The sequence below is a fragment of the Kribbella rubisoli genome (assembly GCF_004217145.1).
GTDB classification, from domain to species: domain Bacteria; phylum Actinomycetota; class Actinomycetes; order Propionibacteriales; family Kribbellaceae; genus Kribbella; species Kribbella rubisoli.
The window spans coordinates 1,289,422-1,313,768 of sequence record NZ_SHKR01000011.1; the positions used below are offsets into that span (position 1 = coordinate 1,289,422).

General features: G+C 67.9%; 26 protein-coding genes. 13 read left to right on the plus strand and 13 right to left on the minus strand.

The window, feature by feature from the left end; all coding sequences use genetic code 11:
• Positions 1-26: 26 nt before the first annotated feature.
• Both EV645_RS09125 and EV645_RS09130 read right to left on the minus strand, forming a co-directional pair.
• Positions 27-1,109, minus strand: a complete 1,083-nt coding sequence (locus EV645_RS09125; RefSeq protein ID WP_130441637.1) for a sensor histidine kinase — start codon at positions 1,107-1,109, stop codon at positions 27-29.
• A complete protein-coding gene (locus EV645_RS09130; RefSeq protein WP_130441639.1) occupies positions 1,106-1,768 on the minus strand; it encodes a response regulator transcription factor in 663 nt (220 codons plus the stop codon). The genes EV645_RS09125 and EV645_RS09130 overlap by 4 nt, the downstream gene beginning before the upstream one ends.
• A gap of 87 nt (positions 1,769-1,855) precedes the next feature.
• Here EV645_RS09130 and EV645_RS09135 point away from each other — a divergent pair, with 87 nt between their 5' ends.
• Positions 1,856-2,419, plus strand: coding sequence for a M15 family metallopeptidase (locus tag EV645_RS09135; protein WP_130441641.1), 564 nt, complete (start codon positions 1,856-1,858; stop codon positions 2,417-2,419).
• Here EV645_RS09135 and EV645_RS09140 read toward each other — a convergent pair.
• Positions 2,416-2,937, minus strand: coding sequence for a GNAT family N-acetyltransferase (locus EV645_RS09140; protein ID WP_130441643.1), 522 nt, complete (start codon positions 2,935-2,937; stop codon positions 2,416-2,418). The genes EV645_RS09135 and EV645_RS09140 overlap by 4 nt on opposite strands.
• Positions 2,938-2,975: 38 nt before the next feature.
• Between EV645_RS09140 and EV645_RS09145 the strand changes: the two genes are divergently transcribed.
• Positions 2,976-3,539, plus strand: coding sequence for a helix-turn-helix domain-containing protein (locus EV645_RS09145; RefSeq protein WP_130441645.1), 564 nt, complete (start codon positions 2,976-2,978; stop codon positions 3,537-3,539).
• On the opposite strand, the gene EV645_RS09150 is transcribed toward EV645_RS09145, so the two are convergent.
• A complete protein-coding gene (locus EV645_RS09150; RefSeq protein WP_130441647.1) occupies positions 3,506-5,047 on the minus strand; it encodes an FAD-dependent monooxygenase in 1,542 nt (513 codons plus the stop codon). The genes EV645_RS09145 and EV645_RS09150 overlap by 34 nt on opposite strands.
• A gap of 65 nt (positions 5,048-5,112) precedes the next feature.
• Positions 5,113-5,721, minus strand: a complete 609-nt coding sequence (locus tag EV645_RS09155) for an acyl-CoA-like ligand-binding transcription factor (protein ID WP_130441649.1) — start codon at positions 5,719-5,721, stop codon at positions 5,113-5,115.
• Positions 5,722-5,822: 101 nt separating this feature from the next.
• Between EV645_RS09155 and EV645_RS09160 the strand changes: the two genes are divergently transcribed.
• Positions 5,823-7,031 carry a TerC family protein gene (locus tag EV645_RS09160; protein WP_130441651.1) on the plus strand — a complete coding sequence of 403 codons (1,209 nt, stop codon included), beginning with the start codon at positions 5,823-5,825 and terminating at the stop codon, positions 7,029-7,031.
• Between the two features lie 57 nt (positions 7,032-7,088).
• Here EV645_RS09160 and EV645_RS09165 read toward each other — a convergent pair whose 3' ends face one another.
• Genes EV645_RS09165 through EV645_RS09180 form a run of 4 tightly spaced genes read right to left on the minus strand, consistent with a single transcriptional unit; the run spans position 7,089 to position 11,936 of the window.
• Entirely contained in the window at positions 7,089-7,919 is an 831-nt protein-coding gene (locus tag EV645_RS09165) for a carbohydrate ABC transporter permease (protein ID WP_130441653.1), read from the minus strand.
• Positions 7,919-8,800 carry a carbohydrate ABC transporter permease gene (locus tag EV645_RS09170; protein ID WP_130441655.1) on the minus strand — a complete coding sequence of 294 codons (882 nt, stop codon included), beginning with the start codon at positions 8,798-8,800 and terminating at the stop codon, positions 7,919-7,921. Before EV645_RS09170 ends, EV645_RS09165 begins: the two co-directional genes overlap by 1 nt.
• Entirely contained in the window at positions 8,797-10,107 is a 1,311-nt protein-coding gene (locus tag EV645_RS09175; RefSeq protein ID WP_198681523.1) for an extracellular solute-binding protein, read from the minus strand. Before EV645_RS09175 ends, EV645_RS09170 begins: the two co-directional genes overlap by 4 nt.
• Before the next feature lie 2 nt (positions 10,108-10,109).
• Positions 10,110-11,936: a glycoside hydrolase family 127 protein gene (locus tag EV645_RS09180; protein ID WP_130441657.1), complete on the minus strand. Its 1,827-nt coding sequence runs from the start codon at positions 11,934-11,936 to the stop codon at positions 10,110-10,112.
• Positions 11,937-12,072: 136 nt separating this feature from the next.
• Between EV645_RS09180 and EV645_RS09185 the strand changes: the two genes are divergently transcribed.
• The 3 genes from EV645_RS09185 to EV645_RS09195 all read left to right on the plus strand — a co-directional run bounded on the left by EV645_RS09185 (position 12,073) and on the right by EV645_RS09195 (position 15,147).
• Positions 12,073-13,071, plus strand: a complete 999-nt coding sequence (locus tag EV645_RS09185) for a LacI family DNA-binding transcriptional regulator (RefSeq protein WP_130441659.1) — start codon at positions 12,073-12,075, stop codon at positions 13,069-13,071.
• A gap of 78 nt (positions 13,072-13,149) precedes the next feature.
• Entirely contained in the window at positions 13,150-14,328 is a 1,179-nt protein-coding gene (locus tag EV645_RS09190; RefSeq protein ID WP_130441661.1) for a hypothetical protein, read from the plus strand.
• Between the two features lie 9 nt (positions 14,329-14,337).
• Positions 14,338-15,147 carry a TrmH family RNA methyltransferase gene (locus EV645_RS09195; RefSeq protein WP_130441663.1) on the plus strand — a complete coding sequence of 270 codons (810 nt, stop codon included), beginning with the start codon at positions 14,338-14,340 and terminating at the stop codon, positions 15,145-15,147.
• Here EV645_RS09195 and EV645_RS09200 read toward each other — a convergent pair.
• Positions 15,130-15,924 (minus strand): methyltransferase domain-containing protein, encoded by a 795-nt coding sequence (locus tag EV645_RS09200; RefSeq protein WP_130441665.1) that lies wholly within the window; start codon positions 15,922-15,924, stop codon positions 15,130-15,132. The two genes, EV645_RS09195 and EV645_RS09200, sit on opposite strands and share 18 nt — an antisense overlap.
• A gap of 159 nt (positions 15,925-16,083) precedes the next feature.
• Here EV645_RS09200 and EV645_RS09205 point away from each other — a divergent pair, with 159 nt between their 5' ends.
• Positions 16,084-16,386, plus strand: coding sequence for a putative quinol monooxygenase (locus EV645_RS09205; RefSeq protein ID WP_157997032.1), 303 nt, complete (start codon positions 16,084-16,086; stop codon positions 16,384-16,386).
• Positions 16,383-17,132, plus strand: coding sequence for an isocitrate lyase/PEP mutase family protein (locus tag EV645_RS09210; protein ID WP_130441669.1), 750 nt, complete (start codon positions 16,383-16,385; stop codon positions 17,130-17,132). The genes EV645_RS09205 and EV645_RS09210 overlap by 4 nt, the downstream gene beginning before the upstream one ends.
• On the opposite strand, the gene EV645_RS09215 is transcribed toward EV645_RS09210, so the two are convergent.
• Positions 17,111-18,379 (minus strand): AlkA N-terminal domain-containing protein, encoded by a 1,269-nt coding sequence (locus tag EV645_RS09215; RefSeq protein ID WP_130441671.1) that lies wholly within the window; start codon positions 18,377-18,379, stop codon positions 17,111-17,113. The two genes, EV645_RS09210 and EV645_RS09215, sit on opposite strands and share 22 nt — an antisense overlap.
• A gap of 83 nt (positions 18,380-18,462) precedes the next feature.
• Here EV645_RS09215 and EV645_RS09220 point away from each other — a divergent pair, with 83 nt between their 5' ends.
• The 3 genes from EV645_RS09220 to EV645_RS09230 all read left to right on the plus strand — a co-directional run bounded on the left by EV645_RS09220 (position 18,463) and on the right by EV645_RS09230 (position 20,682).
• Positions 18,463-19,002: a P-loop nucleotide/nucleoside kinase family protein gene (locus EV645_RS09220; protein ID WP_242000291.1), complete on the plus strand. Its 540-nt coding sequence runs from the start codon at positions 18,463-18,465 to the stop codon at positions 19,000-19,002.
• 109 nt (positions 19,003-19,111) lie between these two features.
• Positions 19,112-19,795: an RraA family protein gene (locus EV645_RS09225; RefSeq protein ID WP_130441673.1), complete on the plus strand. Its 684-nt coding sequence runs from the start codon at positions 19,112-19,114 to the stop codon at positions 19,793-19,795.
• Positions 19,792-20,682 carry an oxidoreductase gene (locus EV645_RS09230; protein WP_130441675.1) on the plus strand — a complete coding sequence of 297 codons (891 nt, stop codon included), beginning with the start codon at positions 19,792-19,794 and terminating at the stop codon, positions 20,680-20,682. The genes EV645_RS09225 and EV645_RS09230 overlap by 4 nt, the downstream gene beginning before the upstream one ends.
• Here the strand turns inward: EV645_RS09230 and EV645_RS09235 are convergent.
• Positions 20,675-21,559: an LLM class flavin-dependent oxidoreductase gene (locus EV645_RS09235; RefSeq protein ID WP_130441677.1), complete on the minus strand. Its 885-nt coding sequence runs from the start codon at positions 21,557-21,559 to the stop codon at positions 20,675-20,677. The two genes, EV645_RS09230 and EV645_RS09235, sit on opposite strands and share 8 nt — an antisense overlap.
• 91 nt (positions 21,560-21,650) lie before the next feature.
• On the opposite strand from EV645_RS09235, the gene EV645_RS09240 reads away from it, so the two are divergent.
• Together EV645_RS09240 and EV645_RS09245 are read left to right on the plus strand one after the other, a co-directional pair.
• Positions 21,651-22,073 carry a MarR family winged helix-turn-helix transcriptional regulator gene (locus EV645_RS09240; protein ID WP_130441679.1) on the plus strand — a complete coding sequence of 141 codons (423 nt, stop codon included), beginning with the start codon at positions 21,651-21,653 and terminating at the stop codon, positions 22,071-22,073.
• Positions 22,070-22,765, plus strand: coding sequence for an alpha/beta fold hydrolase (locus EV645_RS09245; protein WP_130441681.1), 696 nt, complete (start codon positions 22,070-22,072; stop codon positions 22,763-22,765). The genes EV645_RS09240 and EV645_RS09245 overlap by 4 nt, the downstream gene beginning before the upstream one ends.
• Here EV645_RS09245 and EV645_RS09250 read toward each other — a convergent pair.
• Positions 22,737-24,344: a purple acid phosphatase family protein gene (locus tag EV645_RS09250; RefSeq protein WP_130441683.1), complete on the minus strand. Its 1,608-nt coding sequence runs from the start codon at positions 24,342-24,344 to the stop codon at positions 22,737-22,739. The two genes, EV645_RS09245 and EV645_RS09250, sit on opposite strands and share 29 nt — an antisense overlap.
• Positions 24,345-24,347 lie beyond the last annotated feature (3 nt).

The window sequence follows — 24,347 nt, forward strand, 5'->3', positions numbered from 1 at the left end:
GCACACCGGGCCAACCGCTTGCCGGGTCAGGTATCGACCGGAGCCTGAGGCAGTACGACGGTCGCGGTCAGCCCGCCGTCCCCGTTCGCGACGAGCTCCAACCGCCCGCGATGGACCTCTACGATCCGATCCACCAGCGCCAACCCCAGCCCGTGGCCCGCCCCGTACCTGCTCTTCGCGAACGGCTCGACGAACGTCCGCACCACGGCCGGGTCGAGTATCGCGCCGTCGTTCCGTACGACGAGACTCCCGCGGGCGACCGTGACCGCCACGGCGCCGCCACCGTGCCGGATCGCATTCTGCACCAGATTTGTTACCAGTTGATGCAGTAACACATCGTTGCCCTCGACGACGGACTCCTCGAGCTCGGACGAGAGCCGCACCCCCGCCTCGGCCGCCTCCGACGAGAGCGCCGGCCACGCAGACCGCAGTACCGTGGCCAGATCGACCGGATCCAGCTCCACTTCCCGGTTGCTCAGTGCCGTCAGACTGAGCAGCGTTTCCACGATGTTGATCCCGCGCTGATTGGTCTCGGCCAGCCGCTTCACCAGCTGCGGCACGTCCTGATGCTCGGGATCCGCCTGCGCCACATCGAGCATCGTCTTCATCACCGCGTGCGGCGTCCGCAACTCGTGCGAGGCGTTCGCTGCGAACCGCCGGTACTGCTCGAACGACCGCTGCAAACGCTCCAGCATCTCGTCGAACGTGTCCGACAGGTCGGTGAATTCGTCCCGGATGCCGGTCAGCCCGATCCGGTGGTCGAGCGAGCCACTCGCCGCCTTCCGCGCCGCGGCAGTGATGTCCTGCAGCGGTTTCAGCATCCGGCCCGCCAGGAACCACCCGCCGACCAGCCCGATGATCGCCAAGACTCCCAGCGCCCATCCGGACAGCGTCACCACCAGGTCGAGGATCTCGCCGCGGGTCGGCGCGGGCTGTTGGTCGCGCGGGTTGGCGGCGGTGAGCGGGTAGTTCGGCACGATCCGGAAGACGAGCCAGATGATGCATGCGACCACGGCGCCGGCGACGACCAAGAGACCCGCGTAGCTCAGCGTCAACCGCAGCCGGACTGTCAGTCGGGGCCGCCAAGTCATCAACCGTTCGTCGCTCATGGTTCACCGATTCGGTAGCCGACGCCGGGCACGGTGTGGATGACCCAGGGGTCGCCCAGCCGCTTCCGCAACGCCGAGATCGTCAGCCGGACCGAGTTGCTGAACGGGTCGGCGTTCTCGTCCCAGGCTTTCTCCAGCAGCGTTTCCGCGCTGATGACCCCACCCCTGGCCGCCATCAGCACCTCCAGTACGGCGAACTGCTTGCGCGCGAGCTTCACGTAGCGGCCGGAGCGGTACACCTCGCGCCGGTACGGGTCGAGCCGCACTCCGGCGTACTCGATCACCGTCGGTGTGGCGGCAGCGGGCCGTCGTACCAGAGCCCGGAGGCGTACGACGAGCTCGCGCAACTCGAACGGCTTCGTCAGGTAGTCGTCGGCGCCGAGCTCGAATCCGGCGACCTTGTCGTCGAGATCTCCGGCCGCGGTGAGCATCAGCACCCGGCATCCGATGCCTTGCGCAACGATCTGCCGGCAGACCTCGTCACCGCTGATCCCGGGCAGGTCGCGGTCGAGGATGACCACGTCGTACGCGTTGACCGTGACCGATTCGAGCGCGGCGTTGCCGTCGAACGCCAGATCGGCCGCGATCGCCTCCAGCCGCAGCCCCGCCTGGATCGCCTCGGCGAGATAGACCTCGTCCTCGACGACCAGCACCCGCATACCACCCATTGAACCAGGCCGGGCGTATCGAAAACGTATCCGGATTTGCAGACGCTCTCGCAACATCACCTTGGATGAACTGTCAGCATGCTGATCGATCACCGCACCGCCGTCGTGGCGATTGTTGCCGCAGTCACCTGTCTGGGGCTGGCCTCGTGTACGGCGGCCTCGGCCCAGGACGACGCAACCCCGTCTACCTCAGGCTCGAGCGGCCCGCCCCGCGCGGCAGACGGCGTACTCCCCGACCACACGTCGGCGTACGACACCGACCTGCCCGGCATCGCCAAGCTGGACCCGACGCTCCGCAAGGCTGTCCAGCAAGCCGAAACCGCCATGCAGGACGACGGAATCACGATGCAGGTCACCACGGGGTGGCGCAGCAAGAAGTACCAGGAAGAGCTGCTGGACAAGGCAATCCGCAAGTACGGCAGCAAGAAGAAGGCCCTCGAGTACGTCGCCGAACCCGACGCCTCCCACCACGTAACCGGCCATGCCGTAGACATAGGCCCCACCAACGCCGACGACTGGCTCTCCCGCCACGGCAACCGCTACGGCCTCTGCCAAACCCTCACCAACGAAATCTGGCACTTCGAACTGGTCACCAAACCAGGTGAAGATTGCCCACCGATGACGGACCCCGCGAAGAGCTAGCTGGGTTCTTGGGGTGGGTCGGGGAGGATGGCGAGGGGGCGTTGGACCCAGGCGACGTCGTGCCAGGTGTTGAGTTTCCAGCCGATGTTTCGGTAGGTGCCGATCGGTTCGAAGCCCAGGGACTTATGGAGGCCTTCGCTGGCTGGGTTCGGGAGGGTCATGCCAGCTACGGCGGTGCGGTAGCCGCGTGCAGTTAGGCGAGCGAAGAGAGCCTCGTAGAGGGCGCGGCCGGCGCCGGTGCGGCGGCGGCCCGGTTCTAGATAGACGCTGACTTCGCAGGACCAGCGGTACGCCGCGCGCGGTTTCATCGGTCCGCCGTACGCGTAGCCGATGACGCGATCCTCGTCCTCGACGACCAGCCAGGCATGGGTCGACTGGGCCTGAGCGATCCGCGAGGCCATCTCGGCAGGACCGGGCGGGTCGATCTCGAAGGTGATGGCGGAGTCGGTGACGTAGGGGGCGTAGATCGCCGCGCAGGCCTCGGCGTCGGCTGCCGAGGCGTCTCTAACCTGAACCATGGCACGATAGTAGCCACAACTGCCGCTATAGTGGCAACGTGATTGACGATCTGTCTCGTTCTCTGGCCTCTACCGTCCAGCAGGCCCGCACCGCGCAGGACCTGTCCGTCAACGCATTGGCGGAGCGGTCGGGGGTATCGCGGGCGATGATCGGCAAGATCGAGCGCGGCGAGGCGCAGCCCACCGCCGTACTGCTGGGAAAGCTGTCCGGAGCACTCGGCATGACGCTGTCCGAGCTCGTCGCCCGCGCGGAGAACACCGGCGAGCTGCTGCGACGAGCAAAAGACCAGCCCGTCTGGACGGACCCGGTCACCGGGTACCACCGCCGCGCAGTGTCCCCGGTGACCGAATCACCGCTCGAGCTGGTCGAGGTCGAACTCCCGGCCGGCGCATCGGTCTCCTACCCGGCCGACGCCTACATCTTCAAATATCAGCAGCTGTGGATCCTCGACGGCCAACTCCGCTTCTACGAAGGACCACAAGTCCACGAACTGCACACCGGCGACTGCCTGCAGCTCGGCCCACCCTCGGCGACAACCTTCCACAACCCAGGTACGGCGCCGTGCCGCTACCTCGTCGCACTCGTCAAAGGCCGCGCCTGAAACCACTGCGCCAGCGCATCCCGCAATCCATCCTGCTCGGCAGCCCCGTCCCGCTCAGCCGCCCACGCGACATACCCATCAGGCCGAATGAGCATCGCGATCGGCCGCTCCCCCAGACCAGTGACGACGTCAACCTCATCAGGCACAGCGGTTGCGGCGAAGGCGCCGTCCGGTGTCAGGTCGAGCAGGAGCGGGCGGGCCGCCCGCATCAACTCAGCCAACCGCACCCCCGCCTGAGAAGGCGCCGCGTCCTGCACCGTGAAGTCCGGTGCCCACCGGCCCACCAGCGGATGCGGGCCGTCGTAGTACCGAATGTCCGCGCCCGTGATCAGCTCCGCGATCCGCTGGACGTTCCGCGGCTCGGTCAGCAGCTCGCCGAAAAGCTCCCGCAACGCCGTCACTTCATTGCCCGGAGCAACCAATGCGGTCTGGGCCTGCGTCTGCATCACGACCCGCTCCCCCACCGGCCGCCGCTCGGACTCATAGGTGTCGAGCAGCCCCGCCGGCGCGCGCCCCTGAACCTCCGCCGCCAGCTTCCACCCGAGGTTGATCGCATCCTGCAACCCGAGGTTCAACCCAGGCCCGCCCATCGCCGAGTGAACGTGGGCAGCATCGCCGACCAGCAGCACCCGACCTTCGCGGTACCGGTCGGCCAGCCGGCTGTTGCCGCCCTCGAGCCGGCGCAGCAGCCGCGGTCCGTCGCCGGTCGGCGGCGTCAGCGGGAGATGCACACCGAGCACGCGATCGACGCTCGCCTGCAGTTCCGCGAACGTCATCTCGACATCATCGGCAGGATCGTCCCACTCGGCCGTACTCACCGCTTGCCGGCCGGGGAACGGTGCGAACACGAACATCCCGCGCTCCGTCCGGTGGTGCATGAACGGCGGGATCACGCCGTACCCCGGAATCGTGAGCGCACCGGTCTCCGGATCGACGAGCTCCGGCGGCACCAGGGCACTCGCCGTACGGGAGACCGTGCGGTCGTTGGTCACGCCGGGGAAATCAATCCCGGCCAGCTTGCGGGTGAGGCTGTGGCCGCCGTCGGCACCGACGAGATAGCGGGTCCGCAGCTCGTACACACCGTCCGGACCAGTGACCTGCACCGTGACCGAGTCCGCATCCTGCGACAGGCCGGACAACTCGTGGCCCGGACGAATCTCGGCACCGAGCTCGAGGGCACGCTCGCGGAGTACAGCCTCGACCCGGACCTGAGGCACCGGCAGCAGATACACAGGATTGTCCTCGAGCTCCGCGAGCGGCAACTCCATCGCCCCGAAGATGTACGCCGCTTGCGGTTGCGGCGGACCCGGCGTACCGGCGAGACGCGCGTACAGCCCGCGTCGGTCGAGCATCCGCACAACCTGGCCGACGAGGCCGTTGGCCCGCGGGGTGGAGTTCGGTTCGGGCAGCCGCTCCAGCACCAGAGGCTGGACCCCGGCCAAGCGCAGTTCGATGGCGAGCATGAGGCCGTTCGGTCCGGCCCCGGCAATGACGACTTCGGCATCCATGACGTTCCTCCATCTAGGCATGACTGACCACCCCGGCGACTGACCGGGGGAATCAAGAAGTTGGACTATTCAGGCACTGGTAGGCCGGCCTCGATCTGGTCGAGCGCCTCGGCCAGCAGGTCGGCGATCGAGCGGGGCGGATCGGCTCGCATCCACTCGGCCATCACTACCCCTCGGGCTGCGCCGATGACGTCAGCGACGAGCCGCGGATACATCCCGGTGATGCCGGTCCGCTCGGCGATAGCGGCCGCCATCTCCTCGCCGACCCGGGCGTAGGCGAGCATGATCGCACCCTGCAGCGCAGGCTCGGTCATCATCAACCGGATGCCCTTGAGCCACTGCTCGTCCGGCGGTCGCCGCCCGCCGTGCCCCTCTTCGCCGAGCGCGAAATGGGCCTCGATCGCGGCCCGGATCGCCACCCACAACGGCTCGTCGGCGGGCCGGGCCCGGAGCTCCTCGGCGATCTTCAGGCTGCGCTCCACCTCGCGCGCGGCGATCGCGTCCGCCTTGCTGTCGAAGTAGTTGCGGAACGTCCGCAGTGAGACCCCGGCCTCCGCGGCGATGTCCTCGATCCGCACCGCGCCGTACCCGCGCTCGACGGCGAGCCGGACCGCCGCCCAGCTCAACGCGATCCGCGTCTCCTGCTTCTTCCGCTCCCGCAACCCTTCGGCCATGACACGACCGTAGCAGAAGTTGCCGAAAGAGCAAAGATGCCTTTTAGGCAAATTCACCACAACGCGGGAATCCCACCAGCCCGCCATGGTTGGGTTACGACATGACGGTGTCCCCGCTGGTCTGGGTGCTGACCTTGCTGGCGATTGTCGGCCTGCTGCTGTTCGACTACTTCTTCCACGTCCGGTCGGCGCACGTCCCGACGCTGCGCGAGGCCGCGGTCTGGTCCGCGCTGTACGTCGGGATCGCGGTCCTGTTCGGTCTCGGCGCGCTGATCATCGGCGGCACCGAGATGGGTTCGGAGTACTTCGCCGGGTACGTCACGGAGAAGGCGCTCTCGGTCGACAACCTGTTCGTGTTCCTGATCATCATGACCGGCTTCCGGGTGCCCCGGGAGAACCAGCAGAAGGTGCTGCTGGTCGGGATCGTGGTCAGCCTGATCGCCCGCGCGGGGTTCATCTTCGCCGGCTCGGCGCTGCTGCACACGTTCTCCTGGGTGTTCTACCTGTTCGGGGTCGCGCTGCTGCTGACCGCCGGCAACATGCTCAAACCGGAGACCGAGGAGTCGCACCAGGCTCAGAACATCGTGGTCCGGCTGGCCCGCCGCCTCTTTCGCACCAGCGAGGAGTACGACGGCGACCGGCTGATCACCGTGGTCGACGGCCGCCGGATGCTGACGCCGATGCTGCTGGTGATGGTCGCGATCGGCGCCACCGACCTGCTGTTCGCGCTCGACTCGATCCCGGCGATCTTCGGCCTGACGCAGAACGTGTACGTCGTCTTCACCGCGACCGCGTTCAGCCTGCTCGGCCTGCGGCAGCTGTTCTTCCTGCTCGACGGCCTGCTGGACCGGTTGATCTACCTGTCGTTTGGACTGGCCGCGATCCTGATGTTCATCGGCGCGAAGCTGATCCTGCACGCGCTGCACGAGAACAACCTGCCGTTCGTGAACGGCGGCGAGCACGTCGAGGTGGTCGAGATCAGCACCGGCCTCTCGCTGGCGGTGATCCTGGTCGTCCTGCTGATCACGATCTTCGCCTCACTGTTCAGCACCCGCGGGCGGACGCAGACCGCGATGGCCCACATCCGCCGCGACGCGAACGCGTACCTCGACCCGGAGTACACCGACGACCCGGACGAGCGGGAGCGGGTCTTCCAGCGACTGCTCCGCGCTCGCGACCACATCACCGAGCTGGGCCCGAAGGCCAAGCAGCACGTCCTGAACGAGGACGACCTGATGGCCCTGTGCCGCCAGGTCGGCGAGGCCCACGCCGCCGCCCACGCCGACCACGAGATCCGCCCCAGCCTTTGACCTTGTGCACGCACCAACCACTTCGGACGCAATGAAATGGTTGGTGCGTGCTCAAAGTCAGCCTTTGACGGCTCCTGACGCGAGGCCGCTGACGTAGAAGCGCTGCAGACCGATGTAGAGGACGACGCACGGGATCATCGCGATCACCGCGCCGGCCACGAGGGAGCCGAAGTTGATCTCGCCGTACGCGCCGGCCTGGACGTTCACCAACGCGACGGGGAGCGTGTAGAGCTCGTCCTTGGTCAGGAAGGTGAGCGCGCCGAGGAACTCCGTCCAAGCAGCCAGGAACGCATACAGCGCGACGGTCGCGGCGCCCGGCATGATCAGCGGGCGCAGTACCGAGCCGAGCATCCGGAACGTGCCGCAGCCGTCCACGTGGGCCGAGTCCTCGAGCTCGACCGGGACCGAGGCGAACGAGTTCCGCATCACGAAGACGCCGAACGGCAGGTTGACCGTCGTATAGAACAGCACGAGCCCGAACAGACTGTCCGTCAGCCGGAGCGTGTTCATCTCGAGGTAGAGCGGGGTCAGGATCGCCTGGAACGGGATCATCATCGACACCACCACGAGCGCGAACAGCACCGGCGCACTCCGGAACCGGAACCGCGCGAACCCGTACCCGGCGAACGTCGCCAGCAGCGCCGTCAAGATGGCGGTGCTCAAGGCAACGATCAGGCTGTTACCGACAGCCCGGACCAGGTTGCCCGGTCCCTCGATCAGCGTCCGGAAGTTGTCCCAGGTCAAATGGAAGAACGTCGACGCGTTCGGCGCCGCAACGATCACGTCGTTCGGCTGCACCGACCGGAAGAGTGCCCACAGCAACGGTACGGCGAAGACCAGGAAGGCGCCGCCGCCGCCGATCACGTAGAAGGTGTTCTTGAGTCTCATCAGTCCTTCTCCCGAAGCAGCCGGAACTGGGCCGCGGTGACGAGGCCGACCACGATGACGAGCACGATCGACAGCGCGGTCGCGGCACCGAGCTGCAGCTGGACGAAGGCCCGGTTGTAGATGTACTGGACCACCGTCGTGGTGTCGGTGCCCGGACCGCCGCGGGTCAGGATGTAGAACTGCGAGAACGCGAGCAGCGAGCCGATCACCGAGATGATCACGGCCATCGCGATCGTGCGTCGCAGGATCGGGATCGTGATCTCCCGCTCTGTCTTCCACCAGCCTGCGCCGTCCAGCTCGGCCGACTCGTAGTACTCCCGCGGGATGGCCTGCATGCCGGCCATCAGCAGCATCATCGTCAGCCCGCTGACCGCCCAGATGACCAGTACGCAGATCAGCCCGGTGGCGAGCGGACCGTCCACCAGCCAGGCCGTCGTACCGTCGGTGATGCCGAGCTTCTTCAGGACGATGTTGATGATGCCACTTTCCGGCTGAGCCTCCAGGACCGTGACGAAGCTGAGCGTCGAGAGTCCGACGACGAACGGGAGGAAGAAGACCGTTCGCAGAAATGTCGAGCCACGGCGCTTGCGGCGTACCAGGACTGCGAGGGCGTAGCCGAGCACCAGGATCGGCCCGGTCACGATGACCGTGTAGAGCAACGTGTAGAGGACGGACTTGGCGAAGGCGGCGTCAGAGACGATCGCGGTGTAGTTCTTCAGCCCGCTGAACTTCACCGAGCCGATCAGCGGCCAGTTGGTCAGCGAGATCACCAACGCGAACGCCAACGGCACCAGCACGAAGACGCCGACGAAGAGCACCGCGGGGGTGACCAACAACAACCCGGTCCGTCCCGGATGCGTCAACGAGCGCGGCGTGCTCATGCCTGCCCCTGTTTCAGGATGCGGTCGTAGTTCTGCTGGGCTTCCTTCATGGCGGCCTCCAGTTCGCCGTCGAACACGGCGCGGCGGAACATCTGTAGCCACGGCCCGTCCGGCTGGTTGTAGAGGAGGTTGTAGGACAGCGTGGTCGGCGCGTACCCCTCCTGGATGCGCTCCAGTGGCAGGGTCGCCAGCGGATACTTCTTCGCGAACTCCGCGGTCCGCGCATCCGACCGCACCGGCGTATAGCCACCGGCCGGCAGATCGATCTGCTGTGGCAGATCCAGCGCGAACCGCACGAACTCCCACGCCCCCGACGCATTGCGCGCACCGCGTGGGATACACATGTTGTCGCCGCCGTCGAAGAACGCTGCACCGCCGTCGGGCCCGGACAACAGCCGCGGCGTGACCTTCTTGTGGAACGCATCGTCGGATGCCGACACGACCACGCTGTAGTTCGACGGGAAGATGCCGATCTTGCCGGCCCGGAAGTCGCTGCCCCACCGGGACGCATCGTCGGAGAAGTTTGCCCTCGGCACCAATCCGTCGACCCACAACTGCCGGTGCAGCTCGAGCATCCGCTGGACGACGTCGTTCCCGACGATGTGCCCGGACTGGCTGCCGATCGTGCCCTGGATCAGGTCGGTGTCCGCGGCCCACACCATCGGCTGTACGACGAATCCGAGCGCGCCCGGGCTGTTCGCCGGGAAGCTCCACGCGTAGATGTCGTCGCCGAGCTTGCGGAGCTTCTTGGCCGCGTCCAGCAGGTTGTCGAACGACTTCACCGCCTCGTCCGGATCGACCTCGGCGCGGTCGCACAGCTCGGTGTTGAACCAGAACATCGAGTTGTCCGCGAGGTACGGAACGCCGTACACGCGCTCGTTCTTCGTTGCCAGCCGCAAGTGGCCCGGGCTGAGTTTGTCCCGGAAGTCCAGTGCGGCAAGCGGTTCCGTCAGATCGGTGAACGCGTCGCGGTAGATGAACAGCATCGAGTTGATGTCGTCGATGTCGACCAGGTCCGGCACGCTCCGGCCGCGGATCGCGGTCGCCAGCTTGGTGACGTACTGCGCATCCAGGACCGGCGTCAGCTCGACGGTGAGCCGGTCCTGGGACGCGTTGAACTTCTTCACCAGGTCGGTCAGACCGGTCTGGGTCGCCGCCCGGCACCACACCTGCACCGTGCCGGTGGCCTCCTGCCCGAAACCCGCCGCCTGGACGTCGGGTTCGGGCAGGACCGAGCTACAGCCCGGGAGCAAACCGGCCGTGGTCGCTCCGGCTGCGAGGCCGAGGAACTGCCGACGCGTGACCACAATCAGCCCCTGGGCAGCCAGACACGCATGGCACCGATCTCCCGGTTGGCCCACGCGTAGTACGGAACCGCCACAACCTCAACCGCATCCCCGGTCGAGTCCACCGCGCCAGGCTCGAACGACCAGCCCGGCTTGTGGCCAGTACCTGCAAGTCCCTGGGCCTTGAGCACAGTCACCCCACCCAGCAGCTCCGACTCCTCCGCGGTAGGTGCCTCTAGCAACAGATGGAGGTCGTCGACGTCGGCGGAGTTGTCCACCTGCTCGACCGCGTACACCAGCGGGCCGCGTTCGAGAGCAACACAACCGCGAACCGCGTCGATCCGAGGATCTGCTCCGACCAGCCTGGACTGCAGCGGTAGCTGGAGGACGATGTCGGTGGCGGTGACGCGGGCGTAGGTGCCGGGCTCGGCCGGCTCTCCGTTGACGGTGGCGCCTTCAGCCCACGCCGGAATGCGGAGCTCGACAACAGTCGATTCCGGAGCCGTGATACGGACCGTGCCGTCCCACGGGTAGGCCGTCTCCACCCGCAGGTCGCCGATCACACCGGTTGCGTACTGGTGGATCTGGATCGCGTCATCCGTAGTCGTGGCCAGGTAGCCGTCGAGGCTCGACAAGGTGCGCATGATGTTCGGCGGACAGCAGGCGCAGTCGAACCAGCCGCGTCGACCGTGCGCCGGACTCCGCCCGTTGTCCGGGTGTGCCGAGCCGCGCAACTGCAGCGGATTCACATAGAAGTACTCCGTGCCGGCCAGCGACACACCAGCGAGGAAGCCGTTGTAGAGCATCCGCTCGATCGCATCGGCGTACGACGCTTCGCCCGTCGCGAGCAGCATCCGCCATGCCCACTGGATGCCGCCGATCGCCGCACACGTCTCGGCGTACGCGCGGTCCGCCGGCAGCTCGTACTCGTCGCCGAAGGCCTCGCCCTCCCAGCGTGCACCGAGGCCGCCGGTGATGTAGGTCTTCGTCGACCACATGTGGTCGAACTGCCGCTTCAACGCTTCGAGCAGCTGCGCGTCGTCGGTCTCCAGCGCGACATCGGTCGCACCCGCGGCCAGGTAGACCGCGCGAACCGAGTGCCCCTCGACCGTGGTCGCCTCGCGGACCGGGACGCGGTCGGAGAAGTACGTCGGCGAGTGGCCGTGGTTCTCGATGATCCCGTGCCCGCGCGCCTCGACGAACCACTTGGCCAGGTCCAGGTACGCCGCCGTACCGGTTTCTCGATAAAGCTCGACCAGGGCCATCTCGATGACCGGGTGACCGTCGACGTCGACGGTCTTGCCGTCGCCGAACGTCGCCACCAGATGATCCGCGAGCTTGGTCGCGACCTCGAGCAGGGCGGTGTCGCCGGTGCAGCGGACCTGGGCGACCGCAGCCTGGATCAGGTGGCCGGCGCAGTAGTGCTCGTGGCTCCAGACGAGCTGCTGGTAGCGCCCCTCGTCGCCGTACCGGAGCTGGACGACCGAGTCGAGGTACCCGTCCTCGCGCTGCGCGGCCGCGACCACCGCGGTCAGATCGCGGATGCGCTTGAGCAGGTCCTCGTCGGGGGTGCGCCCGTACTCCCAGGCCGCCGCCTCGAGCCATTTGTAGACGTCGGAGTCGGCGAAGACCGGACCGATCGCCTCGCCCTCGCCGATACCGGCGGCCAGGCGGAGGTTCTGCAGGTTGCCGGCCTTCTCGAGCTGGTCCTGGCCGCTGGGGATCGCGTCCAGACCGTTGCGGGTCTGCCGCGGCGCCCAGAAGCCGCCGGTGATCGTGGCCTGGCCGAGTCCGAGGGGACGCCGGCGCCCCTTGGTCGTGGCGGCCGGGCTGCGGGTGGGTGCGCTCATATGTCGTGGCTCCTGAGTGAGGACTGAGTTTTCAGGAAATTCCGGAACACGTTTTCCTGCACGAAGGTAGAGCGGATGATGGCGGCGGTCAACCCTTCAGGCTAGACTCCCGGAAACCTCGGAAAGGAGTTGCCGGATGGCGTCACCGCTGCGCTCACAGCCGCGGATCACCGACGTGGCCGCGTTGGCGGGTGTCTCCACGAGCACGGCGTCGAAGGCGCTCAACGACACCGGCCAGCTCCGCGAGGAGACCCGCGAGCGAGTACGCCGGGCCGCCGAGCAGCTCGGATTCACGCCCGACAGCCGGGGCCGGGCGTTGTCGTCCGGGCGGAGCTTCACGGTCGGGCTGATCACGACCGACAGCTCCGGCCGGTTCAGCATCCCGATCATGCTCGGCGCCGAGGACGCGCTGAGCGCCGGCGAGATGGCGCTCGTGCTGTGCGACACCCGGGACGACCCGCTCCGCGAGCAGCACTACCTCAAGTCCCTGGTGTCCCGCCGGGTCGACGGCATCATCGTCACCGGTCGCCGGACCGAGCCGCGGGCGCCGATCGACGTACCGATCCCGGTCATCTACGCGTTCAGCCCGTCGACCGATCCCGACGACACGTCGGTGATCGTCGACGACCACGGCGGGGCGGCCTCGGCCGTGCGGCACCTGCTGTCGCTCGGCCGCTCGAAAATCGCGCATGTCACCGGCCCGGACTCCCACCACAGCGCGCAGGTCCGCGCCGCCGCAACTGTCGAGGCGGCCGGTGACGCGTTCGCCGGCGAGCCGCTGCACGGCGAGTGGAGCGAACGCTGGGGCCGGCACGCGGTCGACGTACTGCTCCGGGCCCAACCCGCCGTCGACGCGATCGCGTGCGGCAGCGACCAGATCGCCCGGGGGGTCTGCGACCGGCTTCGCGAGCTCGGTCGCTCGGTCCCGGACGACATCGCGGTCACCGGCTACGACAACTGGTCGGTGATGGCGCTCGCGAGCCGGCCGCCGCTCACCACCGTCGACATGGAGCTCGAGGAGCTCGGCCGCCGGACGGCGAACCTTCTCCTCGACGCGATCGCCGGCTCGGCCCACCCCGGCCCGATGGAGCTCCCCACCCGTCTCATCACCCGGGAGTCGACGCTCGGCACCTGACCTGACATCTGGCTTGGGCACCTGAACGTCACCTCGGCGACTCCCAGTAGTCGCCGAGCGGGCCCTAGATTGGTGCGGGTGCTGCGCAAGCTCCTGATCGGCGTAGCGGTGATCGCCACATTCGTGGCGGGGGTGGGCACCGCACGCCTGGTTCTTGATCCCACCGGTGGCGTGATCAAGCAGCTCGCATTCCTGCGAGCCGAGATCGAGGACGGAGCGGATCGAGCTGCGCAGAAACAGTTTCCGGAGGGGTACTTCTTCCTGAACGTGCTGTACGGGCTCAGCTGGGTCCAGGTCGGTCTCGACGACTCGGCGCAGTCGGCCGACGCGACCGCGGAGGTCCGCTGGTCCCTCGATCGACTCGCCTCCACGGACGGTACGGCGCCGTTCGACCCGTCGCTGCAACCGCAGTACGGCGTTTTCTACGCGGGGTGGACGAACTGGCTGCGTGGCGGTCTGATCGCCCTCGGCCACTCCGACGCGGCCGATCTCGACACATTCACGAGCGAGTCGGTCGAGCTCGCCACCGCGTTCCGGACTGCGAAGACGCCGTTCCTCGCGTCGTACCCAGGTCAGGCCTGGCCGGTCGACTCGGTCGTGGCGATCGCCTCACTCCGCCAGTACGACGCCTTGGTCGCGCCGCGGTTCGGGCAGATCGCGCGGAACTGGGTGACGACGGCGAAGACCAAGGTGGACCCGGCGACGGGTCTGCTACCACATCAGGTGGCGCCGGAGGAGTCCGGTGCGCGTGGTTCGTCGCAGGCGATGATCCAGCGCTTCCTCGTCGACATCGACCCGACGTTCGCGCGAACGCAGTACGAGCTCTTCAAGGACAAGTTCGTCACCCGGGTCGGTGTCCGCGAGTACCCGAAGGGCACCACCGGCAACGGCGATGTCGATTCCGGGCCGCTGGTGCTCGGGATGAGCCTGTCGGCGACGGTGGTTGCGATGGGTGCGGCGCGGGTGCACAACGATCCACTCGGGGATCGGCTCGGGCGGGAGGGTGAGCTGCTCGGGCTTCCGCTCTCCGGGTTGAAGACCAAGCGCTACGCGTTCGGCGCGGTGCCGATCGGGGACGCGTTCCTGGCCTGGTCGACCTCCGCGCGACCGTTGGTCGCGCCCGAACAGCCGAAGCTCGACGGCGGCTCCGGGTGGTGGCGTCTTCCTTGGTTGCTGGTGCTCTGGCTGCCCGCGTTGCTCCTGTGGGGCGTACTCCGCCTCAGACACCGGGGCCGGAGACGGAGACGTGGACACTAAGGTGATTGTGTGCAACGGATCTCGTCGCGGAACGCCAGGTTTCAGGTGTGGCAGGCGTCGCTGACCAATCGGACCAAGCGGCAGCGCGCCGGCGAGTTCCTGGTCCAGGGCGTGCGGCCGATTTCTGTTGCCGTAGACAACGGTTGGCCGGTGCGGGCGCTGATCACCGACGCCTCCCGACCGCTGTCGAAGTGGGCGTCGGAGTTGCTGCAGCGACTCCCGGACGTGGAGCGGGTCGCGATGGCGCCGGAGTTGCTGGCCGAGCTCGGCGAGAAGGACGAGGCGGCGGAGCTGATCGCCGTACTCGAGCTGCCTGCCGATGATCTCGATCGGATCCCGGTCGGGCCGGACTTCCTCGGGGTCGTCTTCGACCGGCCGACCGGGCCGGGGAACATCGGGTCGATCATCCGGTCCGCGGATGCGTTCGGCGCCGACGGGCTGATCGTCACCGGACATGCGGCCGATGTGTACGACCCGAAGGCGGTCCGCGCGACGACGGGATCGCTGTTCGCGGTTCCCGCCGTACGCGCGGCATCCCATCGCGAGGTCCTCGATTGGGTCCGCCGTTCGTCGATCCCGATCGTTGTCGTCGGCACCGACGAGCACGGGTCGACCGACGTCTACGACTTCGACTTCACGCAGCCGGTCCTGCTCCTGATCGGCAACGAGACGGCCGGCTTGAGCTCAGCCTGGAGAGAAGCGGCCGACCACCTGGTCCGCATCCCCATCACCGGCTCGGCCAGCTCGCTCAACGCGGCCAACGCCGCGACGGCAGTCCTGTACGAGATCTCTCGCCAGCGTTCACGCCCGGCACAGTAGCTCGCCGTGCAGGATGGAAATGGTCGCGTCCGGCGTGGCCGTCCAGGTCTGCCAGGCTTGCGAGATCGCTTCCAGCTGCTCCTCCGGTACGCCGGACGCGCGCGCCTGATCCGCGAGCGCTGACTTGAGGATGCGATCCGCCCACATGCCGCCCCAGAAGGCACGGTCCTCGGGGTTGGTGAACGCCCAGGTCGAGGTGGTCGCATCGACATTCTCGAAGCCTGCCGCCAAGGCCCAGGACAGGAGGCGTCGACCGGCATCCGGCTCGCCCCTGTTGGCGCGGGCCATCCGCTGGTAGAGCGCCATCCACTCGTCGAGCTCGGGCAGCTCCGGGTACCAGACGAAACCGTGGTAGTCCGAGTCGCGGACCGCGACGATGCCGCCGGGCTTGCAGACCCGACGCATCTCGCGCAACGCCTGCACCGGATCCCCGACGTGCTGTAGGACTTGGTGCGCGTGTACGACGTCGAACGTGTCGTCCGGCAGCTCCAGCGCATGCACATCGCCGACGACGAACTCGACGTCGAGGTCCAGCTCCGCGAACGTCGCCTTGGTGATGTCGAGGGCGGCGGCGTTGGCTTCCAGCGCGGTGGTCCGGCCGGGTTCGACCAGGCGGGCGAGGTCGGCGGTGATCGTGCCGGGACCGGCGCCGACGTCGAGCAACGACATCCCGGGCCGCAGGTGCGCCAGCAGATAGCCGGCCGAATTCTCCGCAGTACGCCAGCTGTGCGATCGCAGTACCGACTCGTGATGTCCGTGCGTGTAGACGTTGTTCATCCCAGGCTCCTTTGCCCTCTCTCGACAGTCTCCACGCTAATCCACAATCTTGATTTATGAGACATATTGTCTTGAGATACGAGACGACGTACATGACCGAATATGGCCAGACCAACGGCCGGCCGGCGGGCGAACCTTGAGGAACAAACCCTCAGGAGGATGCAGATGTTGGCAAAGGTGTTTCCGATCAAGCTGAAGGACGGCAACCAGGCCGCCGCCGAGGCGATCGTGCAGGAGTTCGGCCCGATGGGGCCGGGCGCGGAGGAGGGCACGCTGTCGTTCCGCGTGTACCGCGATCCGGCGACGCCGGACTACCTGTTGTTCGTCGAGCACTTCGCGGACCAGGCGGCGTACGACGCGCACACCGGGTCGTCGGCGTACAAGGAACTGATCGCGGGCCGGTTCGCCGACCTGATCGTCGAGTTCGTCGAGGTCGACCACGAACTGCTGGTCAGCCTGTGAGCACGCAGAACGAGTTGGCGCGGCAGTTGCGTGCGTTGCACGAGGGGCAGCCGCTGGTGCTGCCGAACGCGTGGGATGCAGGTTCGGCGCGGGCGATCGAGGCGGCGGGGGCGAAGGCGATCGCGACGACGAGCGCCGGTGTTGCTTGGGCGCATGGTGTTGATGACGCGGGCGGCTTGGATCAGGAGTCGGCGGTCGCGGCGCTGCGGCTGATCTGCGCGGCGGTGTCGGTGCCCGTGACGGCTGATATCGAGGCTGGGTACGGCGATGTCGCGGGCACGGTGAACGGCGTACTCGAGGCCGGGGTGGTCGGTGTGAATCTCGAGGACAGCACCGGGCGGGTGCTCGACGATCCGTTGGTGCATGTCGAGCGGATCAAGGCGGCACGGGCGGCGGCTGTTGCCGCGGGCATCGAGCTGGTGATCAACGCGCGGACCGATACGTACCTGTTCGGCGACAAGACCGGGACGCTGGAGCGCGCGAAGATGTACGCCGATGCGGGTGCGGACGTGCTGTTCGTGCCTGGTGTGGTCGGCGCGGCAACGATCGCCGAACTGGTCGAGGGCTCGCCGCTGCCGCTCAACGTGATGGTAGGCCCGGGCGCTCCCACGGTCGGCGAACTCGCGGAATTGGGTGTCGCGCGAATCAGTCTCGGCCCGGCGATCACCGGTGCCGCCTATGCGTTGGCAACTACCGCTGCAAAGGAACTGTTGACCAGCGGCACCTACGAGGCGTTGGTCAGTTGATAGACGGCGGCGAGCGAGCGCCAGGGGTTGAGGCGCTCGCTCTCGCCGGGCAGGGGCCACGCGTCGCGGGCACCGAGGCGGAGGGCGATCTCTTGTGCTGCACGGTTGCTCGTCACGGTCTCGAGCGATCGCACCAACGGCTCCAGGTCACCGTCGAGCACGATGTTGCCGTCAGCCACTTCCCGCGCGAGCGGCCCGACCAGCTCAGCATCGGTCAAGGCGGCCGGCCCCGGAAATGCGTGGGTCAGACCATGACCGAGCCCCGGCACAGGTACGCCGTACACCTGGACGAGCTTGTGCAACGCCTCGGACGCGTCCTCCGGCGGCAGCTCAGCCCGCACAACAGCAGAAACAGCAACCTCGAACGGACCCCACGCCCCAGGCACCCGAACCCCGGGCCGAGCCGCAACCAGCGGGCCGAACTCCGGGTCCGCGGCCAGATGTCCACGGGCCGAGACAGGCTCGCAGTCCAGACCGACCAAGCACGCGGCCCGGTCGACGACATGCATGACGCCCTCCCAGAACGGAAGATGCGCGCGAAGGAGCAGATGATCATCGCCGCCCGCGCCCAGCTCCAGCACACCCGGCTCACCGTCGATCGAGATCGTCCGCCGATACACACCGCCCTCGACCGACTCGACGCCTGGGATCGCGCGCGCGTGCAGGAACGCACACATCGCCTCCCAGTCGTACGGCGGCGTGAATGGCAACCGCAGCACCAAACCGCCGTCCGCGGCCAGGCGATCGCCTCGACGCCGGCGATCGCGGAGCTCACGTGGTGACGCCCGGAAGATCTCCCGCATTGCCCGGTTGAACTGCCGCAGACTGCCGAAGCCGGATGCGAACGCGATCTCCGCGATCCCGAGGTCGGTGTCGTCGAGCAACCGCCGCGCGAAGTGCGCCCGCCGCGACCGCGCGAACTGATCCGGCGTGACACCGAGGTGCTCGCTGAACATCCGTCGCAGATGCCGCGCCGACACCCCGAGCCGCGCCCCGAGCGCCTCTTCACCGGACTCGTCCAGCAGACCGGCGATGATCAACCGCACCGCGCGACAGACCAGCTCCGGCGCCTCGTCCGCAACCGTCCCGGCCACCCGGTACGGACGGCAGCGCAGACAGGCCCGATACCCGGCCGCCTCGGCCGCGGCGGGCAGCTCGAACGTGCTCACGTTCTCCGCGAGCGGCTTGGCACCACAGCCCGGCCGGCAGTAGATCCCTGTCGTGCGCACCGCGGAGTACGTCGTCACGGATCCAACGCTAATCACGCCCACCGACAGTTCTGACACGCTCCTTACACCGCGCGCCGACGGTCACCGCTAAGGTACAGCGGGTGCATTCGAAACCGATGCTTGTCGTGATCAGCGGTCCGCCCGGGACCGGGAAGACGACGTTGGCGCACCGGCTCGCGACCGCGATCGGCTGCCCGGCGATCTGCCGCGACGAGATCAAGGAAGGCATGGCGCACGCGACGCCGGGATTCGTCCCCGGGCCCGGCGACCCGCTCACGATGCGGACACTGTCGACGTTCTTCGACGTGATCGGTCTGCTGATCGGCCGCGGTACGACGGTCGTCGCGGAGGCGGCCTTCCAGGACCGGCTGTGGAATCCCGGACTGACCCCGCTGCTCGGCCGCGCGGACATCCGGATCGTGCACTGCGTCGTACCGGCCGAGGTCGCGCTCGCGCGGATCACCGCCCGCTCATCCTCGGACCCGCGCCGATCGGCGCACGAGGATGCGCAGATCAGCTCCGACGCCCGCCTGCGGACCCACAACTCCTTCCAGGCCGTTGATCTACCGGTCCCCTCCATCACCCTCGACACCACTGCCGAGCCGCCACTCGAGGACGTGCTGGCGTTCTTGTCGCGCTAACGACAGGAGGTAGTCGCCTCACGGCGGCTGACGAGGAGTCGCTCAGGCGGGAGTTGGACGAGCGTGGTGGACTACCTCCTGTCGTTAGCACTTCGCCGAGAGGATCCACATGCTTGAGCGGTTTGCAGGGTTGACCACGGCACATGTCGCCGACGCCTGCGTGCGGGCGGGTGTGCCGGTGCGGACGGTTTCGTTGACGGCGGTCGTTGGCGAGCGGCTCGCGGGGCGGGTGTTGCCGGCTCAGCATGTGGGCAGCGTGGACGCGTTCCTGGAGGCGTTCGAGTCCGCGGCTGCGGGCGACGTGCTCGTGGTGGACAACGGAGGCCGGCGAGACGAGGCCTGTGTCGGCGATCTGGTTGCGCTGGAGGCTGCGGCTGCCGGGATCGCGGGGATCGTGATCTGGGGACTGCACCGCGACACGGTCGACATCACCGCGATCGGGATGCCGGTGTTCAGCCTCGGTGCGTTGCCGACCGGGCCGTTGCGGCTCGATCCGCGGCCCGCGGATGCGTTGTCCAAGGCAACGATCGGCGAGTGGACGGTGACCCGCGAGGACGTCGTCCTCGCGGATGAGGACGGCGCGATCTTCGTACCGGCGGACCGGGTGGACGAGCTTTTCGGGCTGGCGGAGTCGATCCGGGACACCGAGCATCGGCAGGCGGACGAGATCCGGGCCGGCCGGTCGTTGCGGGCGCAGGTGCGGTTCGGGGAGTTCCTCACCGCGCGGGCGGCAGATCCGTCGTTGACGTTCCGGCAACATCTCCGTGCGGTGAGAGGGGCGATCGAGGAATGACCACAGAAGCTGCGGCCGGCACCTGGAAGCTCGGCGACGTGACCGTCAACCGGATGGGCTTCGGCGCCATGCGGATCACGGCGAACCCGGATCGGTCGGTCGCGATCCAGGTACTGCGTCGCGCGGTCGAGCTCGGCGTGAATCACATCGACACGGCCGCGTTCTACGTGTCGCCGGGCGGAACGCTGCGGGTGGGTGAGGGCGAGAAGCGGTACGCGAACGAGCTCATCCGCGAGGCGCTGTCGCCGTACCCGGACGGTCTGGTCATCACGACGAAGGTCGGGCCGGGTGAGAACGCGGAGCGCGGCTTCTACCACGCGACGACGGCCGCGGAACTGCGGGAGCAGGTGGAGACGAACCTGCGGCAGCTCGGCGTCGACGCGCTCGACGTGGTGAACCTGCGGATCATGAAGAAGCCGGGCGAGGACTCGCTCACCGAACGCTTCGGCTGGCTCGCAGCCCTCCGCGACGAGGGCCTGATCCGGCAACTGGGTGTCTCGAACGTCCGGATCGATCACGTCGAGGAGGCGCTCGCGATCGCGCCGGTCGTCTGCGTACAGAACAGCTACGCCGTCGACCTACGCCGCGACGAGGACCAGCTCATCGCCTTCTGCGCAGAGCGCGGCATCGCCTACGTGCCGTTCTTCGCCATCGCCGGCTCGTCCCGCGAAGGCGGCGCCACGACCGACCACTCGACCGTCGTCGAGAAGCTCGCCGCCACCCACAACGTCACCCCACAACAGGTCCGCCTCGCCTGGACCCTCCACCACTCCCCCAACATCCTCGCCATCCCCGGCACCGGCAACCCCTCCCACCTCGAGGACAACATCGCCGCCGGCGCCCTACAGCTCTCCCCCGAAGAACTCGCGAGCCTGGACCTCAACTGATCGCCGCGCGGATGGCGGGGACTACCTCCTGAGACCAGCGGGTCAGTTGTACGTCGTAGGGGTCGGCCCCGCGGGGGAAGAGGGTGAAGCCGGCGGCGTTGTGGTTGAGGATGGCGTCGGTGAGTTCTTCGATCCACTGGGACGGGGAGCCGCCGATCCAACGGCCTTCTTCGTCCCGGGTACGGCGGAGCGGGGTCGCGGTGATCGTGCCGGGGAAGTTGTAGATCGTGGCGACGTCGGATGGTTTGCGACCGACGGACAGCGCAGCCTCGTCGACGATCGGGCGGGACCAGCGGTAGCGGTCGCTCAGCCAGTCGGCGGCGTGGCCGGGGATCCAGCCGTCGGCTTGGCGGCCTGTCGCGGCGAGTGACTTCGGGCCGTTCGAGCCGGTCCAGATGAACGGCGCTGGTACGGCGGCCGGGCGCAGCGTACCGATCGGGTAATGCTTCGTCGGCTTGGGAGATCCACCGTCGGACATCGAGTGCACCAACTGCATCGCCTCCTCGAACGCCTCGACGGCCTCGGCCGGACGCAGCTCCGGCACGCCCATCGTCGTGATCCGGTCCCACGCCCCGCCGGCACCGAGGCCAAGCACGAATCGCCCACCTGACAATGCCGACAACGAGGTCGCCGTACGCGCGAGAACCGGCGCGGGACGCAGCGGCAGGTTGGTCACGTTCACGAACGCCGACAGCCGCTCGGTCCGGCCCAGGATGAACGCGATCGCGGCGTACCCGTCGAGCATGTCCGGGACGTACGGATGGTCCGCCAGGCTGACGTGATCGAGCCCGTCTCGGTCGGCGTGCTCAGCGAGCCGCAGAATCGCGGCGACATCCCGCACACCGTCCGGTGACCCGTACCCGAATCGCACGTCCATCTCGACTCCTCAGATAGTTCGCTGTCCTAACTAGTAGTACCACGAATCATTAGAACAGCAAACTATTAGGCGACCGGACTACCATGGGGTCATGGTGACGACGACGGCTCGGGATTCCGACCTCGCGAGTGCGCTGGTCCAGACGATGCACCGGCTGCAGGACCTGCACGCCGAGACGAGCCGGCCGCTCGGCCTGACCCCGCAGCAGGCCCATCTGCTGTGCGTCCTGATCACCGGCCCGCTCGGCATGACCGAGCTCAGCCGGATCCTGAGCATCGAGCGCTCCAGCCTGACGAGCATGGTCGACCGCCTCGAACGCCGCGACCTCGTCGCCCGCGTCGCCAACCCCGCCGACCGCCGCGCCTGCCGGATCGAGCTGACGGCCGCGGGCAAGGACCTCGCCCACCAATGTCACGACGCTGTCGTCGATCGGATCCAGGAGATGACCGCCGACCTCCCCGCCAGCGCGCGCGGGACCCTCATAACAGCCCTGCAATCGATCCTCACCCGATGACCTTCCAGTACGCCGACCTGGCCGGCGCCCGCATTGCCTACCGGGCAAGCGGTTCCGGACCGGCGCTGGTACTGATCAAGAACAACCGCCGTCCGCCGGACCATCCGATCGCGGCCTGGCTCTCCCAGCGGTTCCGGATCCTGCAGATCCACCCGGTCGGCTTCGGCGCGAGCGACCGGCCGAACAAGTACGACTTCGGCAGCATCGGCGACCAGATCCTCACCGTGCTGGACCGTGAGGGCGTCGATCAGTTCGCCGTCTGGGGCTTTTCGCAGCCGGCCTGCATGGCCGCGATCGCCGCCCGGTCGACGGATCGCGCGACCGCGCTTGTGATGGGCGGTGTCAGTCCGATCGGCTTTCCGTCCGACGGAGAGATGGGCCGGATGGAGCACGAGCCACGGCTCCCCCGGCCGGCGTTGGAGTTCTGGCGGAGCTATCGCTCGTTCGACTGGCACCACGAGCTTCGGCTCTATCCGGGTGCGAAGATCGCCTACCTCGGCACGGAGGACCCGGCGATCCGCCGGCTTCGCAAGCTCAAGCCGGTCCTGGAAGGCATCGGCTTCACGTACTTCGAGTTCGCCGGCCTGACCCATTCCACCTGCGGGCTGGGCGACGCGTCGGCCGATGGTCGGCGCGTCGCCCAGACTGTCGTGGATTGCCTGATCAGCCGCGGCGCGGTCGCTTCAGAGTGAACGACTCGAACTCCGCGAGTTCACCGCCGGGGCCGAGTACGTCGTAGTACGTGACTGCCATCGTCGTCTGGCCGCCGGGGTGGCCGGGGTCGACCGTGAACGCTGCAAAGCCGTACGGGTGGGCGGCGTTGCGCGAAGCGGACCAAGGTGCAGGCTCTGTGACGTAGACCGGCGGGCGCTTGCCGGTGGTCGGATCAGGTGCGCCGACCGACGTGATCACGCGGCAGGCCGGCGGGTTGAACAGGACGCCGTTCGAGCCCACCGACGTACCGCCGCCACCGATGACCATGTGGACGGTGCCCTTCGACGTGTCCACGAGGTCGGTCCGCGTCGCAGTCGGGATGGGGGTCAGCGTCGGGTTGGGCTGCTGGCCGCGGATCGGGTGCGAGCGCTCGTAGTGGTGCTCGTGCCCACAGACGACGAGGTCGACGCCGTACTTGTCGAACAGCGGCACCCATTCCTGCCGGATGCCGAGGTCGGCGCCGTTGGCCTGGTCCGCGCTGCTGACCACGACCTGGTGCATGCAGACCACGATCCAGTCGATCCCGCGGTCGGCATTCGTTGCCTTGAGCTCCTTTTCGAGCCAGGCCTTCTGCGCGCCGCCGGAGTACCCGCGGACGTAGCTGTTGCCGCCGTCCTGGTAACAGACGTCGTCGTTCGCCAGGCTGATCACGCGCACCGAGCCGACCGTGAACGCGTACCAGAGGCCGCGCGTCACGTCCGTCTGACCGGCCTGGCGCGGCAGCGAGAAGTACGTCTGGTACGCCTCGTAGCCGATCGGGCCGTTGCCGAGCTCGTTCTCGTGGTTGCCGGCCGACGGCATCCACGGGCGGTTGCGGGCGCTGCGGGTGTTGTTCTCCCAGAAGTCGTTCCAGGTCCGCACCCGGTCGTCGGCCAGGTTCGCGTAGCAGAGGTCCCCGTTGAACAGGTGGAACAGCGGGCGAACCCGCTCCACCCCGGCGGTGACGTCCCCCGCGGCCGGCGAGCCGAGGTTGTCGTTCACGAACGGCGGGTTCGGGATCGTCACGCCGGCCGGCGGCACGTACCGCTTGCCCAGCGTCGGCGTGCCCTGGTCACCGAAGCTGGTGAAGGTGAACTTGGCCCGGCCCTTCGGCGCGGTGTGGAACGTCCCGAACTCGGCCTCGGCTCCTTCGTGTACGGCGGCGTACACGTACTCGTTGTCAGCGCGCAGCCGGCTGATCCGGGCGTGGTGGACGTACACGTTCTGCCCGGACTTGGCGTCGGTGTAGCTGGTGCTGACCGCGGTCACGGTCCGCTCGAAGTCCCCGTCCGGACCACCGAGCAGTACGCGCGGCCGACGTACCGGCTGGCGGGTGTGCCAGGAGACGACCACCTCCGACGCCGCGTCGGCGCCGAACTGCAGGTGCAGGCCGCCGACCCGGGGCGTGGTGACCGGGTTGGCGGCCGGTGCGGACTGCAGGACCGGAGCGGCCTGTTCCGTAGCGGCCTGGGCGGGCGCTGCAGTTGTCAGCAGCGCACCGCCGGTTACGACCGCGGCAGACGCGAGAATTCCACGTCGTGAGAAGTGCGACTCGAACAGCTCTTCGTCATCGATCACCTC